The sequence below is a fragment of the Streptomyces sp. NPDC002476 genome, from assembly GCF_042889785.1.
Lineage (GTDB): Bacteria > Actinomycetota > Actinomycetes > Streptomycetales > Streptomycetaceae > Streptomyces.
The window spans coordinates 141,969-157,649 of the sequence record NZ_JBIARH010000002.1; the positions used below are offsets into that span (position 1 = coordinate 141,969).

16 protein-coding genes and 1 pseudogene are annotated in these 15,681 nt (G+C 73.1%); 12 read left to right on the top strand and 5 right to left on the bottom strand.

The window, feature by feature from the left end; all coding sequences use genetic code 11:
• Positions 1-9 precede the first annotated feature (9 nt).
• From ACFYXM_RS02470 to ACFYXM_RS02510, 9 genes are all read left to right on the top strand, one after another.
• Positions 10-537 carry a hydrogenase maturation protease gene (locus ACFYXM_RS02470; protein ID WP_389286116.1) on the top strand — a complete coding sequence of 176 codons (528 nt, stop codon included), beginning with the start codon at positions 10-12 and terminating at the stop codon, positions 535-537.
• Positions 538-539: 2 nt separating this feature from the next.
• Positions 540-3,119 carry a carbamoyltransferase HypF gene (gene hypF, locus ACFYXM_RS02475; RefSeq protein WP_389286118.1) on the top strand — a complete coding sequence of 860 codons (2,580 nt, stop codon included), beginning with the start codon at positions 540-542 and terminating at the stop codon, positions 3,117-3,119.
• Between the two features lie 47 nt (positions 3,120-3,166).
• Entirely contained in the window at positions 3,167-3,463 is a 297-nt protein-coding gene (locus ACFYXM_RS02480; protein ID WP_389286120.1) for a HypC/HybG/HupF family hydrogenase formation chaperone, read from the top strand.
• Positions 3,460-4,563: a hydrogenase formation protein HypD gene (gene hypD / locus ACFYXM_RS02485; RefSeq protein WP_389286122.1), complete on the top strand. Its 1,104-nt coding sequence runs from the start codon at positions 3,460-3,462 to the stop codon at positions 4,561-4,563. Before ACFYXM_RS02480 ends, hypD begins: the two co-directional genes overlap by 4 nt.
• Entirely contained in the window at positions 4,560-5,657 is a 1,098-nt protein-coding gene (gene hypE / locus ACFYXM_RS02490; protein ID WP_389286124.1) for a hydrogenase expression/formation protein HypE, read from the top strand. The genes hypD and hypE overlap by 4 nt, the downstream gene beginning before the upstream one ends.
• Entirely contained in the window at positions 5,658-6,446 is a 789-nt protein-coding gene (locus ACFYXM_RS02495) for a DUF6390 family protein (RefSeq protein ID WP_389286126.1), read from the top strand. It begins immediately after the preceding gene.
• A gap of 5 nt (positions 6,447-6,451) precedes the next feature.
• Positions 6,452-7,111, top strand: a complete 660-nt coding sequence (locus ACFYXM_RS02500; RefSeq protein ID WP_389286547.1) for a dienelactone hydrolase family protein — start codon at positions 6,452-6,454, stop codon at positions 7,109-7,111.
• A 719-nt stretch (positions 7,112-7,830) separates the two neighbouring features.
• A complete protein-coding gene (locus tag ACFYXM_RS02505; RefSeq protein ID WP_389286128.1) occupies positions 7,831-8,871 on the top strand; it encodes a sporulation protein in 1,041 nt (346 codons plus the stop codon).
• Positions 8,871-9,143, top strand: a complete 273-nt coding sequence (locus tag ACFYXM_RS02510) for a twin-arginine translocase TatA/TatE family subunit (protein WP_389286130.1) — start codon at positions 8,871-8,873, stop codon at positions 9,141-9,143. Before ACFYXM_RS02505 ends, ACFYXM_RS02510 begins: the two co-directional genes overlap by 1 nt.
• A gap of 109 nt (positions 9,144-9,252) precedes the next feature.
• On the opposite strand, the gene ACFYXM_RS02515 is transcribed toward ACFYXM_RS02510, so the two are convergent.
• From ACFYXM_RS02515 to ACFYXM_RS02530, 4 genes and pseudogenes are all read right to left on the bottom strand, one after another.
• The gene (locus ACFYXM_RS02515; protein ID WP_389286132.1) at positions 9,253-9,516 is read right to left on the bottom strand and encodes a hypothetical protein; all 264 of its coding nucleotides are present in this window, start codon (positions 9,514-9,516) and stop codon (positions 9,253-9,255) included.
• Positions 9,483-10,364 carry a hypothetical protein gene (locus ACFYXM_RS02520; protein ID WP_389286133.1) on the bottom strand — a complete coding sequence of 294 codons (882 nt, stop codon included), beginning with the start codon at positions 10,362-10,364 and terminating at the stop codon, positions 9,483-9,485. Before ACFYXM_RS02520 ends, ACFYXM_RS02515 begins: the two co-directional genes overlap by 34 nt.
• Positions 10,259-10,672, bottom strand: a complete 414-nt coding sequence (locus tag ACFYXM_RS02525; RefSeq protein WP_389286135.1) for a hypothetical protein — start codon at positions 10,670-10,672, stop codon at positions 10,259-10,261. The genes ACFYXM_RS02520 and ACFYXM_RS02525 overlap by 106 nt, the downstream gene beginning before the upstream one ends.
• An 82-nt stretch (positions 10,673-10,754) precedes the next feature.
• Positions 10,755-10,934: pseudogene (locus tag ACFYXM_RS02530) on the bottom strand (RpiR family transcriptional regulator); the annotation flags it as partial.
• Between the two features lie 244 nt (positions 10,935-11,178).
• Here ACFYXM_RS02530 and ACFYXM_RS02535 point away from each other — a divergent pair.
• Positions 11,179-13,194: an FAD-dependent oxidoreductase gene (locus tag ACFYXM_RS02535; protein ID WP_389286137.1), complete on the top strand. Its 2,016-nt coding sequence runs from the start codon at positions 11,179-11,181 to the stop codon at positions 13,192-13,194.
• A gap of 62 nt (positions 13,195-13,256) precedes the next feature.
• Entirely contained in the window at positions 13,257-13,883 is a 627-nt protein-coding gene (locus ACFYXM_RS02540; protein WP_389286139.1) for a PadR family transcriptional regulator, read from the top strand.
• Here ACFYXM_RS02540 and ACFYXM_RS02545 read toward each other — a convergent pair.
• Positions 13,872-14,747 carry a phosphatase PAP2 family protein gene (locus ACFYXM_RS02545; protein WP_389286140.1) on the bottom strand — a complete coding sequence of 292 codons (876 nt, stop codon included), beginning with the start codon at positions 14,745-14,747 and terminating at the stop codon, positions 13,872-13,874. The genes ACFYXM_RS02540 and ACFYXM_RS02545 overlap by 12 nt on opposite strands.
• A gap of 188 nt (positions 14,748-14,935) precedes the next feature.
• Between ACFYXM_RS02545 and ACFYXM_RS02550 the strand changes: the two genes are divergently transcribed.
• The gene (locus ACFYXM_RS02550) at positions 14,936-15,595 is read left to right on the top strand and encodes a TetR/AcrR family transcriptional regulator (protein ID WP_389286141.1); all 660 of its coding nucleotides are present in this window, start codon (positions 14,936-14,938) and stop codon (positions 15,593-15,595) included.
• The last annotated feature ends 86 nt before the right edge of the window (positions 15,596-15,681 follow it).

Below are 15,681 nucleotides of genomic sequence, written 5' to 3' on the forward strand. Positions count from 1 at the left end.
GGTTCTGACGTGTCCGCGGGACTGCTCGTGGCCGGCGTCGGCAACCTCTTCCTCGGCGACGACGGCTTCGGCCCGGAGGTCGTACGCCGGCTCGCCGCCGACCCCTGCGGGGAACCGCTCCCGGCCGGGGTCCGGGTCGTCGACTACGGCATCCGGGGGCTGCACCTCGCGTACGACCTGCTCGACGGGTACGAGGCGCTGGTGCTGGTCGACGCCTGTCCCGGCGGCGGAGCGGCTGGTGAGCTGACGGTGCTGGAGGTCGGTCCGGACGACCTCGGATCCGGTGAATTCGACGCACATGGCATGAATCCGGTTGCGGTGCTGGCAAATCTGGACCAACTAGGCGGTACGCTTCCGCTGACTCACGTCGTGGGCTGCACGCCCGCCGACGTCGACGAGGGCATCGGTCTCAGCGAGGCCGTCGCCGCGGCCGTCCCCCGGGCGGTGGAAACCGTGCGGGCGCTGGTCCATCGGCTGACCGCGACCGCGCCCTGCCAGGAACCGGCCACCGCGCCCGACCCGCTCCGGAGGTCCTGATCATGTGTCTCGGCATTCCCGGACGCGTCGTGGAGATCGTCGAGGGATACGCGGGCCAGCTCGCCCTCGTCGACGTGGAGGGGGCCCGGCGCCGCGTCAACATCGGCATGCTCGACGCGCCGCCGGCCACCGGCGACTGGGTGCTGCTCCACATGGGCTTCGCCACGCAGGTCATCGACGAGGCCGAGGCGGCGGCCGCGCTGTCGGGGCTGGAGCTGATGGGCAGCGGCCCCCGGGAGGACGGCGAGGCGGACCGTCGCCAGGAGCGGGTCCGCCGCCGTTTCGAGGTGCGCGGCGTGGTGCAGGGCGTGGGTTTCCGCCCGTTCGTCCACGTCACCGCCACCGGGCTCGGCCTCGTCGGCTCGGTGGCCAATACCGGCGACGGGGTGGTCGCCGAGGTGGAGGGGGACTCCGACGCGGTCGCGGAGTTCGCGCACCGGCTGCGGACCGGACCGCCGCCGCTCGCCATGGTGGAGTCCGTGACGGAGACCGGACGGCCGCTGTGCGGGGGCGACGGGTTCACCATCGCGGACTCCGACGCCACCGGCCGGGCCCGCACCCTGGTCTCCCCCGACACCGCGACCTGCCGGGACTGCCTGGCCGAACTGCGCGACCCGGACGACCGCCGTCACCGCCACCCCTTCATCACCTGCACCCACTGCGGTCCGCGGTTCACGATCGTCACCGGCCTGCCCTACGACCGCGCGGCCACCACCATGGCGGACTTCGCGATGTGCGAGACCTGCCGCACGGAGTACGACGACCCGCGCGACCGCCGCTTCCACGCCCAGCCGATCTCCTGCCACGCCTGCGGTCCGCGGCTCGAACTGATCCAGAAGGACGGCCGGTCGCCGCTGCACCGCGACGAAGCGCTGCGCCGTGCCCGGGACCTGCTCGCCGGGGGACGGATCGTCGCGGTCAAGGGAATCGGCGGCTACCACCTCGCCTGCGACGCCCGTGACGAGGCGGCGGTCGACCGGCTGCGCCGCCGCAAACGCCGGGGTGGCAAGCCCTTCGCCGTCATGGTCGCCGACCTCGATGTGGCCGAGGAACTGGTGACCATGACCGAGGACGAGAAGCACCTGCTCAGCGGGGCCGTGAAGCCCATCGTGCTGCTTCCCCGCCGCTCGCGCGCGGCCGCCGTCGGGGTCGCGGACGCCGTGGCCCCGGGCAGCCCGGACCTCGGCATCATGCTTCCGTACACCCCCCTGCACGTCCTGCTCCTCGGTCTCGACGGCGACGCACCCGGCCCAGACGCGCTGGTGATGACGTCCGGCAACCGCTCCGGGGAGCCCATCGTCACGGACGACGCGAAGGCACTGACCGAACTCGCCCCGCTGGTCGACGCCTGGCTCCGGCACGACCGGCCGATCCGGGTACCGTGCGACGACTCGGTCAGCCGTTTCGTCGCGGGTGCCGAACTGCCCGTGCGCCGATCGCGCGGATACGCGCCGCTCCCCCTCCCCCTCCCCTTCGAGGTGCCGCCACTGCTGGCCGCGGGCGCCGACCTCAAGAACACCTGCGCACTGGGCGAGGGCTCCCGCGCCTGGGTCAGCCAGCACATCGGCGACATGGACGACCTCTCGACGATCGACGCCCTGTCCCGCACGGCCGACCATCTCGCGCTGCTGACCGGCGTCGAGGCCGAGCGGTTCGCCGCCGACCGGCACCCCGGCTACCGCAGCGGTGCCTGGGCCCGCACCCGCGCCGGGGCCCGTCCCGTGCACGCCGTGCAGCACCATCACGCGCACATCGCGTCCGTGATGGGCGAGCACGGCCTCGGCCCCGAGGACGAGGTCATCGGCTTCGCCTTCGACGGCACCGGCCACGGCACCGACGGGGCGATGTGGGGCGGCGAGGTACTGATCGCCGGGTACGCGTCGTACCGGCGGGCGGCACACCTGGCGTACGTGCCCCTGGCCGGTGGCGACGCGAGCGTGCTGCGCCCGTACCGGATGGCGCTCGCCCACCTGCACGCCGCGGGTGTCCCCTGGGACGAGGGGATTCCTTCGGTCGTGGCCTGCCCCGAGGGCGAACGCGGGGTGCTGGCCCACCAGTTGACGACGGGCCTCGGCTGTGTCCCGACCTCCGGCATGGGCCGGCTGTTCGACGCCGTGGCCTCGCTGGCGGACGTGCGGCACGAGGTGGCGTACGAGGCCGAGGCGGCGATGGCGCTGGAAGGGCTGGCACGGGCGGCATCGCCCGAGCCGGCCGGGCACGCCTACGCCTTCGGCACACGGGCCGTACCGGGAGACGGCGAACCGCTGCTCGCGGACCCCGGTCCGGTGATCCGCGCGGTGGTGTCCGACGTTCGGGCGGGCGTGCCCGCGGAGGTGGTCGCGGCCCGTTTCCACACGGCCGTGGCCCTTCTCGTCGCCGGTCTCGCCGAGCTGTTCCGGAGGCGGACCGGGATCGGTGTGGTGGCGCTGGGCGGTGGCGTCTTCCAGAACGCCGTTCTCCTGGAGGCGACCCGGACCGCCCTGTCGGCACGGGACTTCATCGTCCTGCGTCCGCGTCTCCTGCCGCCCAACGACGGCGGGCTCGCCTTCGGGCAACTGCTGGTCGCGGCGTCGTCCTGCTGACGTCCGCGAGCGAATCCCACCCATGACCCGCAGAGAGGGAAGACACCATGTGTCTGGCAGTACCGGGGCGTGTGCTCCATACCGCCGAGGTCGACGGCGTCCCGATGGCGCAGGTCGACTTCGGCGGCGTACGCAAGGAGGTCTGTCTCCAGTACGTCCCCGACGCAGTGAGCGGCGAGTACGTCATCGTGCACGTCGGCTTCGCGATCCAGCGGCTCGACGAGATCTCCGCCCGGGCGACCCTGGCCGACTTCGAGCGGCTCGGGCTCCTGGAGGAGGAGTTCGGCGACGGCCTCGAAGCGGCCGCCGCACAGCAGTCCCCGAAAGAAGGAGCCGACCGGTGAAGTACCTGGACGAGTTCAGCGATCCCCGGCTGGCCGAGCGACTGCTCGACCAGATCCACGCGACCGCCACCCGGCCCGCGGTGATGATGGAGGTCTGCGGTGGCCAGACCCATTCGATCATCCGGCACGGCATCGACCAACTGCTGCCCGACTGCGTGGAGATGATCCACGGTCCCGGCTGCCCCGTGTGCGTGACGCCCCTGGAGATCATCGACCGGGCACTGGCCATCGCCGCCCGGCCGGAGGTCGTCTTCTGCTCGTTCGGCGACATGCTGCGCGTACCGGGCAGCGGCCAGGACCTTTTCTCGGTGAAGAGCGCGGGCGGTGACGTGCGCGTCGTGTACTCCCCGCTCGACGCGCTGGGACTGGCCCGGGAGAACCCTGACCGGGAGGTTGTCTTCTTCGGCATCGGCTTCGAGACCACCGCCCCCGCCAACGCCATGGCGGTGCATCAGGCACGGCGGCTGGGCGTGCGCAATTTCTCGCTGCTCGTCTCGCACGTCCTCGTGCCGCCCGCGATGGCGGCCGTGATGGAGTCCCCCGGCTGCCGGGTTCAGGCGTTCCTGGCCGCCGGGCACGTGTGCAGCGTGATGGGGACCTCGCAGTACCCTTCGCTGGCCGAGAAGTACCGGGTTCCCATCGTGGTCACCGGCTTCGAACCGCTCGACATCCTCGAAGGCATCCGCAGGGTGGTGCTCCAGCTGGAGGAGGGCCGTCACGAGGTGGAGAACGCCTACCCCCGCGCCGTGCCCGCCGCGGGGAACCTCCCCGCCATGGAGATGCTGCGGGACGTCTTCGAGGTCACGGACCGGACGTGGCGCGGCATCGGCATGATCCCCGACAGCGGCTGGCGACTGGCCGAGAAATACGCCGAGTTCGACGCCGAACGCCGGTTCGACGTGGCGGCGATCCGTACGTCGGAGTCGCCGCTGTGCCGGTCGGGCGAGGTGCTCCAGGGGCTGATCAAGCCGCACGCGTGCCAGGCGTTCGGCAAGGAGTGCACCCCGAGGAATCCGCTGGGCGCCACGATGGTGTCCTCCGAGGGCGCCTGCTCCGCCTACTACGCGTACCGCCGACTGGAACTGGTCGAAGCGAAATGACCGAGACGACGAAGCACGCCCCCGCCCCTGCCCCGGACACCGGCCTCGACTTCGAGGGGTGGGTCTGCCCGGCCCCGCTGCGTGAGACCCCCGTGATCGTGATGGGCCACGGCGGTGGCGGGGCGATGTCCGCCGAACTGATCGAGCACCTGTTCCTCCCGTCCTACGGCGCGGCGGCCGTCTCCGGGATGGGCGACTCCGCGGTGCTGACCGTCGGCGGCGGCACACGGCTGGCCTTCTCCACGGACTCGTTCGTGGTGAAGCCGATGTTCTTCCCCGGCGGTTCCACCGGAGACCTCGCGGTGAACGGAACGGTCAACGACCTGGCGATGTCGGGCGCCGTGCCACTGTTCCTGTCCTGCGCGTTCATCCTCCAGGAGGGCACCGCCCTGACCGACGTCGGACGGATCGCGCGCGACATGGGCGCTGCGGCCGAGGCGGCCGGGGTCCGGCTGGTCACCGGCGACACCAAGGTCGTCGACCGCGGCAGCGGCGACGGGGTCTACGTCACCACGTCGGGGATCGGTGTGATCCCCGACGGCGTCGAGATCGGTCCCGGTCGTGCGCGTCCGGGGGACGCCGTCCTGATCAGCGGCGACATCGGGGTGCACGGCATCGCGGTGATGAGCTGCCGGGAGGGCCTGGAGTTCGGTACGGCGGTGGAGAGCGACACCGCGCCCCTGCACGGCCTGGTCGCCGCGATGCTCGCCACCGGGGCCGACGTACGCGTGCTGCGCGATCCCACGCGCGGCGGGGTCGCGGCCTCGCTCAACGAGATCGCCCGCGCCTCGGACGTCGGCGTCGAACTGGTCGAGCGCGAGCTGCCCGTGCCGGACGCGGTGCGTGACGCGTGCGGTCTGCTGGGACTCGACCCGCTCCAGGTGGCGAACGAGGGAAAGCTGATCGCCTTCGTGCCCGCCGAGTCCGCCGACGCCGTGCTGGCGGCCCTCACGTCGCACCCGCTGGGCCGCGCGGCCCGCCGGATCGGCACGTGCGTGGCCGGCCATCCCGGCATGGTGGTGGCCAGGACGGGCCTCGGCGGCTCCCGGGTGGTCGGCCTGCCGGTCGGCGAGCAGCTCCCGAGGATCTGCTGAGTGAGCGCGCACGGCGCCGCCCTGTTCGCCCGGTACGCCTACCCGCCCAACGAACTCGGCTACTGCGGCCCCGCCGACGCCTCCGCCCTGCTCCGCCCCGAGGACACCGCGGTCGTCGAGCGTCATGCCCGCCGGTTCGAGGGCGCCTGGTGCTACCTGGAACTGCTCGCCGAGGCGGCCGGGCTCCCCGACCCCCTGGACGAGCGGGTGGTCGAGGCGTACTGGATCGGCAACGAGCTCCTGGAACGCACCGATCCCGCCGCCCTGCTGGCCCGGCTGCGTGAACGCTTCCGCGGCCAGGGGGGCGGCACGTGGCAGGACGCGTCCGACCGCGCCCGAGCCCACCACAGCTTCCAGGTCTTCGAGGTATACCCCTGGACGCGTCTCCTGGTGGCCTCGGGCCATCCGACGGCGCTGTCCGTCCTCGACCGGTGCCGCATCCGCACGGGCGTGGTCCGTTCGGTCGGCGGCGAGCGGGCCGAGGTCGAGTCCCGGCCACTGCTCTGGACGGGCGGCCGTCTGGTCCACGGGGCTCCGCGCCGGGAGTCCGTACGCTGGTCCACAGGGGGCCGTTCACTGGTCCCGGGGCTCGGCCCCGGGGATCTGGTGGCGCTGCACTGGGACTGGGTGTGCGACGTCCTCACGGAGCAGCAGGCGGCACGCATCGAAGCGGCGGAGGCCCGTCAGCTGGCGGCGCAGGGGCTGACCACCGGCTGGCCCGCGCCGTCCGGCGGACGGGTGGCGGGAGCCGGGACGGGCGCGGCGGTCCTCCCGGGAAGGAGTGGGTGACGATGGTGGCCTCGGAGGCTGTTTCCGTACCCGTCGACGGATCGGTGATCGCCGGTGACCTGGCGGTCGGGCCGGGGGCGGGGGGTGTGGTGCTCTTCGCCCACGGCAGCGGCAGTTCGCGCCACAGCCCGCGCAACAGGGCGGTGGCCGCGTATCTGCGGGAGGCGGGACTGGGCACGCTGCTCCTGGACCTGCTGACCGTCCGGGAGGAGCGGGAGGACGTGGTGACCGGGCAGTACCGGTTCGACATCGGGCTGCTCGGCCGACGGGTGGTGGCGGCGGTGGACTGGCTCGCGGCGCGGCCGGACTCGGCCGGACTTCCGCTGGGTCTCTTCGGGGCGAGCACCGGGGCGGCGGCCGCGCTGCTGGCCGCGGCGGAGCGGCCCGGGCACGTCCGGTCGGTCGTCTCCCGCGGGGGCCGTCCCGACATGGCCGAGGAGGCTCTGGACCGGGTGCGCGCCCCGGTGCTGCTGATCGTGGGCGGCGCCGACCAGGGGGTGCTGCGGTTGAACGAGGAGGCGGCCGGGCGGCTGCGCTCTCCGCACCGGATCCATGTGGTCCCGGGGGCGACGCATCTCTTCGAGGAACCCGGAGCCCTGGAAGAGGTGGCCGAGGAGGCACGCCGTTGGTTCCTGCGCCCGGGAGGGGAAGAGGAACAGGGCTGAGACCGGGTGCGGCGCCGCACCCCCGCCCGGCCGGAGCGTTGTGCACGGCGGCCCGTGTCCACGGACGGCTGTGTCCGGGCCTTGTCGTGGCCCGGACACAGCCGTTCGTTCAGGACTCCGGGAGAAGCCGGTCTCTCAGGATTTCGGAGAGAAGCGCAGCCGCGTGGCCGCCAGGGCCCCGAGGGCCAGCAGCACGACGGACACCCACAGTCCGGACAGGTGGTTGCCGGTGGCGTCCTCTTGTCGCGCAGCACGGTCAGCAGGGAGCCGGACCCGTTGCCGGCCGCCTTGGCGCCCTCGTTCTGCTCGCGGGTGACCACGTCCTGGACCAGCCGGGCCTCCTCGGCCGTCAGCCACGGCGCCTTGGCCGGGCCGTCCAGCCGCCGTCGCCGACCATCACCTGTCTCGCGCGGAAGCCGGCGGGAGCGGCCCGGCGGACACCCGCCACCGAACACGCCGACCTCCCGGCCGCGGACCGCCGCCCGACTCCGCGACGGGCCGCGTCACCAGCACCGAAGGCACGACCGAACGGATCCGTCAAGCGGCTGCACGGACGACTGGGCGATCCGTTTCGGACTTTCCCGCTCCGCACGGCCGCGTGCGCCCCGAAGCCGCGTCGGCAGCTCTATGCTTCTACACGCCTGTAGAGCACGGATGTCCGTCCCAGTGTTCCGGACATCCGCGCAACCTCGTACGTGTGTAAGGGAGTGGACGCCTCGATGGTGTTCAAACGACTGCTCGGCTCACTCGGTGTGGGCGGCCCCACCGTCGACACGGTCCTCGACGCCGGGGCGGCCGTGCCGGGCGGCACGCTGTCCGGTCAGGTCCACCTCAAGGGTGGCAGCGCCGGCTTCGACATCGAGCACATCGCGCTGGAACTCGTCGCGCGGGTGGAGGCCGAGTTCGAGGAGGGGGAACGGGAAGGCGTGGTGGCCTTCGAGCGTTTCACCGTCGGCGGCGGTTTCCGGCTGCATGAGGGCGAACAGCGCGCCGTTCCCTTCACGATCGCCCTCCCCTGGGAGACACCGATCACCGAACTGTACGGGCAGGCCCTGGGCATCGTCCTCGGTGTCCGTACCGAACTGTCGGTGGCCGGCGCCAGGGACAAGGGCGACCTCGACCAGCTCGCCGTGCGCCCGCTGCCGGCCCAGGAGGCCGTCCTGGAGGCGCTGGGGCAGCTCGGCTTCGGCTTCAGGTCCGCGGACCTGGAGTACGGACGCATCGGCGGCACCCACCAGCAACTCCCCTTCTACCAGGAGATCGAGCTGACTCCGGCGCCGCAGTACGCGGACCGGGTCAACGAGATCGAGGTGACCTTCCTCGCCGCTCCGGGCGGCATGGACGTGGTCCTGGAGGCCGACAAGCGCGGCGGTCTCTTCTCCTCCGGGCACGACGCGCTCACCCGGTTCGCGGTCGCCCATGACACCGTCCACCAGCAGGACTGGCGGGCGCTGGTCGACGGCTGGCTGCGGCAGTTGGTCGAGCACCGCTCCGCGTACGCCCCCGCCCCCGCGTACGGCGCCCACGGTCACGGCGACCCGTACGCCGCGCACCACGGCGGCGGTCACGGCCATGACGGCGCCCACCATCACGACGGCACTCACCACCACGACGGCGGTCACCGCTCCGGACCGGGCGTCGGCACCGCCGTAGCGGCGGGCGCGGCCGGGCTCGCGGTGGGCGTCGTCGGCGGCATGGTCGCCGCCGAAGTCGTCGACGAGGTCGGGGACTTCTTCGAGGGCGACGAGGGCGACGACTGATGTTCGGAATCAGCGAGCTCGCGATCATCCTGATCGTGGTCATATGCGTCCTGGGCGCCAAGAGGCTTCCCGAACTCGCCCGGTCCGCGGGCAAGTCGGCCCGCATCCTCAAGGCCGAGGCGAGGGCGATGAAGGAGGAGCGGCACGCCGGATCGCCCGCGGACACCGGGGCGGACACCCACGGCCGTCGCGTCATCCGCGGGGAGACCGTCACCCGGACAGGGCCCGAGGGCTCGAAGCCGGACGCGGGGCACGCCCCGGACCAGGCATAGGGCGGACCGGTCGGGCGGGGCCCGCGCCCGCCGGTTCGCCCTTCCCGGCGCGCTTCGGCTGCCGGTGGCGCCCGGCGGGCACCGACGGCGGTGGTGACCCCCCGGCCGGTCAGTCCTCCCGGACCGGGGCCCGCCGCGCCGGGTCCTCCCGGTCGGCGGGGAGCCAGGGCGCGAAGATCTCCGGGAGCCGGTCCAGGTCCGCGGCCGTTAGGGTGACGAGGCGGATGCCCGCCTCCCGCGCCAACTCGGTCTTGCGCTGCACCTTTTCGTAGTACGACCGCTGTTCCATGAGCCCCAGCGCGGCCTGCGGCAGATCGCGCACGGCCACCGCGTCCTCGATCAGCCGGATCGACCAGGCCTCTTTGGGGAGCACGGTGGCGTCGGGTACGCGTCGAGTCCCGCGAGCACCGACGGCTCCCCCGGTTCGACGCCGTGCCGGCGCAGCGCGACGAGCGCCTCGGGGCGTGCCCGTTCGTCGATGAGTGTCAACGGCCCGTCCGGCAGGAGGTACTCACCGACCTCCAGCCCGGTGCGGTCCAGTACGAGGACCTTGTGCGTGCCGTGGACGGTACGGCTGACGGCCCGCAGATCCTCGTACGTGTGGGGGCGTCGGCGGTAGCGGGCCCAGGCCCGCAGCTCGGCCTCCGCCCGTTCGTCGCGAAGGGCCTGCACCCGGTCCCGGGCGGTCTCCCGCCCCCGGGTGCCGGACGCGGCCCGGGCCGCGAGCGCCGCGCGCAGCTGTGCGGCCAGGCGCCCGTGGAGAGCTCCCCGCAGGCCGGAGTCCGCCGCCCCGGCGCCCTGCTCCGGGATATCCGCCGATGTCCCGGTGGACACGTCGGCGGGCACACGGGCGGCAGGCCCGGCGGGCGCGTCGATGCCGGAGGGCGCCCGTCGCGGAGCGGTCTGCGCGACTGCGGGCCCGGCTTCGAGGAAGTCCATGACGAGCGAGCGGAGTTCGTCGGCGTCGGGCAGGTTCAGCCGCACGCGCCCGATCCAGTGAACCGCGGCGAGTTGCTCGGCACGCGTGAACGGCCGTCGCCGGTTCGGGAGCCGGTCCTCCTCCCCGTCGGAGGCGTGTTCGTCGTCCTCCTCGCACTCGAACGCGTCGACGCGGTTCAGCTCGATCCAGCCGTGGCAGCCCACGGCGACATCGGCGGCCTCGGCGAGGCGGTGGATGTCCGCCCCCTGGTGGTGGAGGAAACTGTCGTACAGGTAGCCCATGTGACGGTCCAGCACCGAACCGCCCTGCCGGGGCGGCGCGGCGCGGCGACCGAGACGGCCCGCTCGTCGTACGAGTTGTCCGGCCGCGGCACCAGGCTCACCACGACGGGGACCACCACGTCGCACTTCACGCCCGCGGGGGCCGGGACCATGCTCCCGCGCCGTTCCAGCCGGCCGAGCACGAACGTGCGCAGCGCCTCGACCGATTCGTCGAAGACGGCGAAGGCCGTCGACACCTCGGGGTCGCCCGGCGGGATCACCACCATCGCCTCGTCCCGCAGGTATTCGATCGGCTCACCCTTGCACATGTGGGGATTCTGCCAGCGAAGTATGACAAGCCGTCAATGAGACGAGATACGAACGTGAGTACGAGCGCCGGGAGGGTGCCGGGGCGACCGCGCCGTGCTTCGACGGATGAAATCCCATGGCCTCCATCGCGGCGCTGGTTCCCGCGATGCCTCCGCCACCGAACCGGCCGGCCGGTTTCCGGGTGCCGCGCGCGGCCAGTACCACGCCGGTGCCGACGCGCAGGACGAGCAGACCGAGATCGCGCCGGCCGGGACGGGACATGGGACTCTCCGCGGGGCCCGGAATTCGGCGTCCGGCAATCCGGAGCGGGGCCGGCGGCTCCCGGACGGGACGGCCGCCCCGGCTCCCACTCTCCGTGACGCGGGCCGCCGGTGTGACGCGGCACTACGCCGTCCGGGGGACGCGCGCGTGCCGCTCTGCGGCGAACGCCATTATGCAACTTGTTGCACAATGGCGTTCCGGTGGTCTACAACTGGCGCAACGACACCGCGCGAGGAGCCGCCGCATGAGCCCGTACCCGAATCTGCTGAGCCCGCTCGACCTCGGGTTCACCACCTTGCCCAACCGGGTGCTGATGGGTTCCATGCACGTCGGCCTGGAGGAGGCCGAGCGCGGCTTCGAGCGGATGGCCGCCTTCTACGCGGAACGTGCCCGGGGCGGCGTCGGCCTGATCGTCACGGGTGGCATCGCCCCGAACGCCCGGGGCTGTTCCACGCCCGGCGGGGCCAGGATGACCACCGAGGCGGAGGCCGAGCGGCACGCGGTGGTCACCTCCGCCGTGCACGCGGCGGGCGGCCGGATCGCCATGCAGATCCTGCACTTCGGCCGGTACGCCCACCACCCCGACCTGGTGGCGCCGAGCGCGCTCCGGGCGCCGATCAGCCCCTTCACGCCGCACGCCCTGACGGACGACGAGGTCGAGCAGACCGTCGAGGACTTCGTCAGGGCTGCCGAGCTGGCGCGGCACGCCGGGTACGACGGCGTCGAGATCATGGGTTCCGAGGGCTATCTGATCAACGAGTTCGTCGTCGCGGCCACCAATCACCGCACCGACCGCTGGGGCGGCTCGTACGAGAACCGGATACGGTTCCCCGTCGAGATCGTGCGCCGGGTCCGCGAGCGGGTCGGAGACGACTTCATCCTGATCTACCGGCTCTCGATGCTGGACCTGGTGCCCGACGGCTCCTCGTCGGAGGAGGTCGTGCGTCTGGCGCGCGCGATCGAGTCGGCCGGGGCCACGATCATCAACACGGGGATCGGCTGGCACGAGGCCCGCATCCCCACCATCGCCACGTCCGTGCCGCGCGGCGCCTACACCTGGGTGACCGAGCGTCTGCGCGGGGCCGTGTCGGTGCCGCTGATCACGGGCAACCGCGTCAACACGCCCGAACTCGCGGAGGAGATCCTGGCCTCGGGCCGGGCCGACATGGTCTCGATGGCCCGGCCGTTCCTGGCCGACCCCGATTTCGTGGCGAAGGCGGCCGCGGGGCGCCCCGAGGCGATCAACACGTGCATCGGCTGCAATCAGGCGTGCCTGGACCACGTGTTCGGCGGCCGGGTCACCTCCTGCCTGGTCAATCCGCGCGCCTGCCACGAGACCGAACTCGTCCTCTCGCCGACCCGGACGGTCAGGCGGCTCGCGGTGGTGGGCGCCGGACCCGCCGGTCTCGCCTGCGCCGTGACGGCGGCCGAGCGCGGCCACCGGGTCACTCTCTTCGACACCGCGGACGGCATCGGCGGACAGCTCGACGTGGCGCGCAGGGTTCCCGGCAAGCAGGAGTTCGACGAGACGCTGCGCTACTTCCGTACCAGGCTCGCGGAGGAGGGGGTCGAACTCCGGCTCGGCACGCGGGCCACGGCCGAGATGCTCGAAGACTTCGACGAGGTCGTCCTGGCCACCGGCGTCACGCCCCGCTCCCCCGCGATACCGGGTCTGGACCATCCGTGCGTGGTCGGCTACCTCGACGTCCTGCGCGACGGGGCGCCGGTCGGCGACCGTGTCGCGATCGTCGGGGCGGGCGGGATCGGCTTCGACGTCGCGGAGTTCCTGACCGACCCGGGCGACGGGGCGAGCACCGCCCCCGAGGCGTTCTTCCGGCGATGGGGCGTCGACACCGCCCTCCGGGAGCGGGGCGGTCTGCGGACCGCCGAACGCGCGGCACCTGCGCGCACCGTCCACCTCGTCCAGCGCAGGCCCGGCAAGGTCGGTGCGGGGCTGGGGAGGACGACCGGCTGGATCCACCGCACCGAGCTGCGGCAGCGGGGCGTGACGATGATCGCGGGCGCGGCCTACGACCGGATCGACGACGAGGGCCTGCACCTCACGGTCGACGGCGAGCGGCGCGTCCTGCCGGTCGACACCGTGGTGGTGTGCGCGGGCCAGGAGCCGCGCCGCGAGCTGTACGAGGAACTGATCGCGGCGGGCCGTCGGGTGCGTCTGATCGGCGGCGCGGACGTGGCCGCCGAGCTGGACGCCAAGCGCGCGATCCGCCAGGGCACCGAGGTCGCGGCCGCGCTCTGACGGAGCCGGCTCCGCCATGAGAGGGCGGGAGGGCCCGGTCGGCACTCCCTAGGATGCACCCCATGTCACTCCCGTACGCGATCCTGACCGCCCTGCTCGAAAAGCCCTCGTCGGGACTGGAGCTGACCCGCAGGTTCGACCGGTCGATCGGCTACTTCTGGTCCGCCACGCACCAGCAGATCTACCGCGAGCTGGGGAAGCTGGAACGGGCCGGGCAGATCCGGTCGCTGCCGTCGGAGCAGCCTGCCCGTGGCCGGAGGAAGGAGTACGAGGTGCTGCCCGCGGGCCGCGAGGAGCTGGCGGCGTGGGTGGCCCGCTCCGAGGACCCCAAACAGGTCCGCGACCCGTTGCTGCTGCGGATCCGGGCGGCGGCGGTCGTCGGCGCCCCCGGGCTGGACGCGGAGCTGCGCCGCCATCTGGAGCTGCACCGGCGGCAGCTGGCGGAGTATCTGGAGATCGAGGAGCGGGACTTCCCGCCCGGCCGGGACTCCGAGCCGGACCGCTTGCGGCATCTGGTGCTGCGCGGCGGGATCGATCTGGAGAGCTTCTGGATCGGGTGGCTCACCCGGGCCCTGGGCAAGGACGAGCGCGAGGGGCCCGGTACGGCCCCGGCGGTGTCGGACGTCCGAGACGGCGTCGGCCGGTCCGGCCCGCGGTGTGCGCCGCGGCCGGACGCCTCACACCCCTGACGAGACGTGCGGGGGCGCGGTACGGGCTCCCGGTACGGCGGCGTGGGCCGCGGGCGCGGCGGGTCCGGCGGACCGGGGCACGGCGTCGGGTGCCCGCGTGCCGCCCGACGCACGCCACGGACGCCGTGCCGGCGCCGACCGCACGCGGCGCAGCGGCAGGACCGCGCACGCCACCGCGAGGAGGGCACCGGCCACGATCGAGTCCAGCCAGTAGTGGTTGGCGGTGCCGACGATCACCAGGAGCGTGACGAGCGGATGCAGCAGCCACAGCCAGCGCCACCGGGCGCGGGTGGCGGCGATCAGCCCGGCGGCCACCATGACCGCCCAGCCGAAGTGGAGCGAGGGCATCGCGGCGAACTGGTTCGCCATCGTGTCGGTCGCCGGGTCCGCGGCGTACACCGACGGTCCGTACACCCGGCCGGTGTCGACAAGTCCGGCCTCGGCCAGCATCCGGGGCGGGGCGAGCGGGAACAGCAGATGGAGCGCGAGCGCGGCGCCGGTGAGCGCGACGAGGATCCGGCGCGACCACACGTAGTGGCGCGGGCGGCGCCAGTAGAGCCACGCCAGGAACAGGAGCGTGGCCGGGAAGTGCACCACCGCGTAGTAGGTGTCGGCGAGACGGACCAGCGTCACGTCGTGCAGCAGCAGGCCCTGGACCACGCCCTCGTCGGGCAGCCGCACGGCCCGTTCGAGGTCCCAGACACGACCGGCGTTGTGGAACGCCTCCTCCACGTGACCGTTCGCGACCCGCCGGCCGAGTTTGTAGAGAGCGAAGAACCCGACGACGAGCAGAAGTTCGCGGACGAGCGACGGCCGGGCGAAGCCCTCCGGCTCACGGTCCGCGGGCCCGCTACCGGCATGCATCACCCGGCGCCCCTTTGCTGACGAAGCTGTGTGTATCGGCGGCACGGTCGGACGCACGCCAAGGCGTGGTCGGACGCACGCCAAATCGATACGCCAGTGTACCGATACGTTCGCGTATCGGTACGCGCGCGTTTCGGTAGACTGACATATCGATGAACCTCGTCGCAGCTCGCCGGGAGGACGCCGCAATGACGTCGCAGGACACCGCGCACGCACCGGCGCACCCGCCGCGCCGCTCCAAGATCACGCCGGAGCGCGCGCGGGAGTTCTACGCGGCCGTGCTGGACATCCTCCGGGAGTCCGGGTATGAGGCCCTCACCATGGAGGGGGTCGCGGCGCGGACGCACTGCGGCAAGTCCACCCTCTACCGGCAGTGGGGGTCGAAGCCGGAGCTCGTCGTGGCGGCGCTGCGCGGCACCCGGCGGTCGGAGCTCCCGCACATCGACACCGGCACGCTGGCGGGGGACCTCCGCGAGGCCGCGCGCGTCATCGGCGCGGGTTCGGGCCGCGAGACCCAGCTGATGCATGCGCTCGGCCACGCCGCACTGCAGAACTCCGACCTGCTGTGCGCGCTGCGCGAGGCGCTGATCGCGCCGGACATCGCGGCGATCGAGGCCATGGTGCGGCGCGGCGCGGATCGCGGCGAGATCCCGGCGGACAGCGCGGCGGCGGAGTACGTCTCCGCGCAGCTGCTGGGCGTGCTGCGCGCACGGCCGCTGCTGGACGGGAGATTCGCGGACGAGGCGTATCTCACCCGCTTCGTGGAGAGCGCCGTTCTCCCCGCACTCGGACTGGGCACCCCCGGCGCCCCGGTCCCCGAGGACGTGGACCGTCGCTCGAGCGGCTGACGACGGCCCACCTGCGCCGCACCGTGGGGACGGGGGCGGCGCACGAACCGGACGGCCGGTGGTTCCCCCGGGAACCACCGGCCGCC

What these genes read in the sequence shown, in the direction of transcription:
- hypF (WP_389286118.1), top strand. Translation starts at nt 540, where the DNA reads ATGTGTCTCGGCATTCCCGGACGCGTCGTGGAGATCGTCGAGGGATAC.
- ACFYXM_RS02480 (WP_389286120.1), top strand. Translation starts at nt 3,167, where the DNA reads ATGTGTCTGGCAGTACCGGGGCGTGTGCTCCATACCGCCGAGGTCGAC.
- hypE (WP_389286124.1), top strand. Translation starts at nt 4,560, where the DNA reads ATGACCGAGACGACGAAGCACGCCCCCGCCCCTGCCCCGGACACCGGC.
- ACFYXM_RS02505 (WP_389286128.1), top strand. Translation starts at nt 7,831, where the DNA reads ATGGTGTTCAAACGACTGCTCGGCTCACTCGGTGTGGGCGGCCCCACC.
- ACFYXM_RS02510 (WP_389286130.1), top strand. Translation starts at nt 8,871, where the DNA reads ATGTTCGGAATCAGCGAGCTCGCGATCATCCTGATCGTGGTCATATGC.
- ACFYXM_RS02520 (WP_389286133.1), bottom strand. Translation starts at nt 10,364, where the DNA reads ATGGGCTACCTGTACGACAGTTTCCTCCACCACCAGGGGGCGGACATC.
- ACFYXM_RS02525 (WP_389286135.1), bottom strand. Translation starts at nt 10,672, where the DNA reads ATGTGCAAGGGTGAGCCGATCGAATACCTGCGGGACGAGGCGATGGTG.
- ACFYXM_RS02535 (WP_389286137.1), top strand. Translation starts at nt 11,179, where the DNA reads ATGAGCCCGTACCCGAATCTGCTGAGCCCGCTCGACCTCGGGTTCACC.
- ACFYXM_RS02540 (WP_389286139.1), top strand. Translation starts at nt 13,257, where the DNA reads ATGTCACTCCCGTACGCGATCCTGACCGCCCTGCTCGAAAAGCCCTCG.
- ACFYXM_RS02545 (WP_389286140.1), bottom strand. Translation starts at nt 14,747, where the DNA reads ATGCATGCCGGTAGCGGGCCCGCGGACCGTGAGCCGGAGGGCTTCGCC.
- ACFYXM_RS02550 (WP_389286141.1), top strand. Translation starts at nt 14,936, where the DNA reads ATGACGTCGCAGGACACCGCGCACGCACCGGCGCACCCGCCGCGCCGC.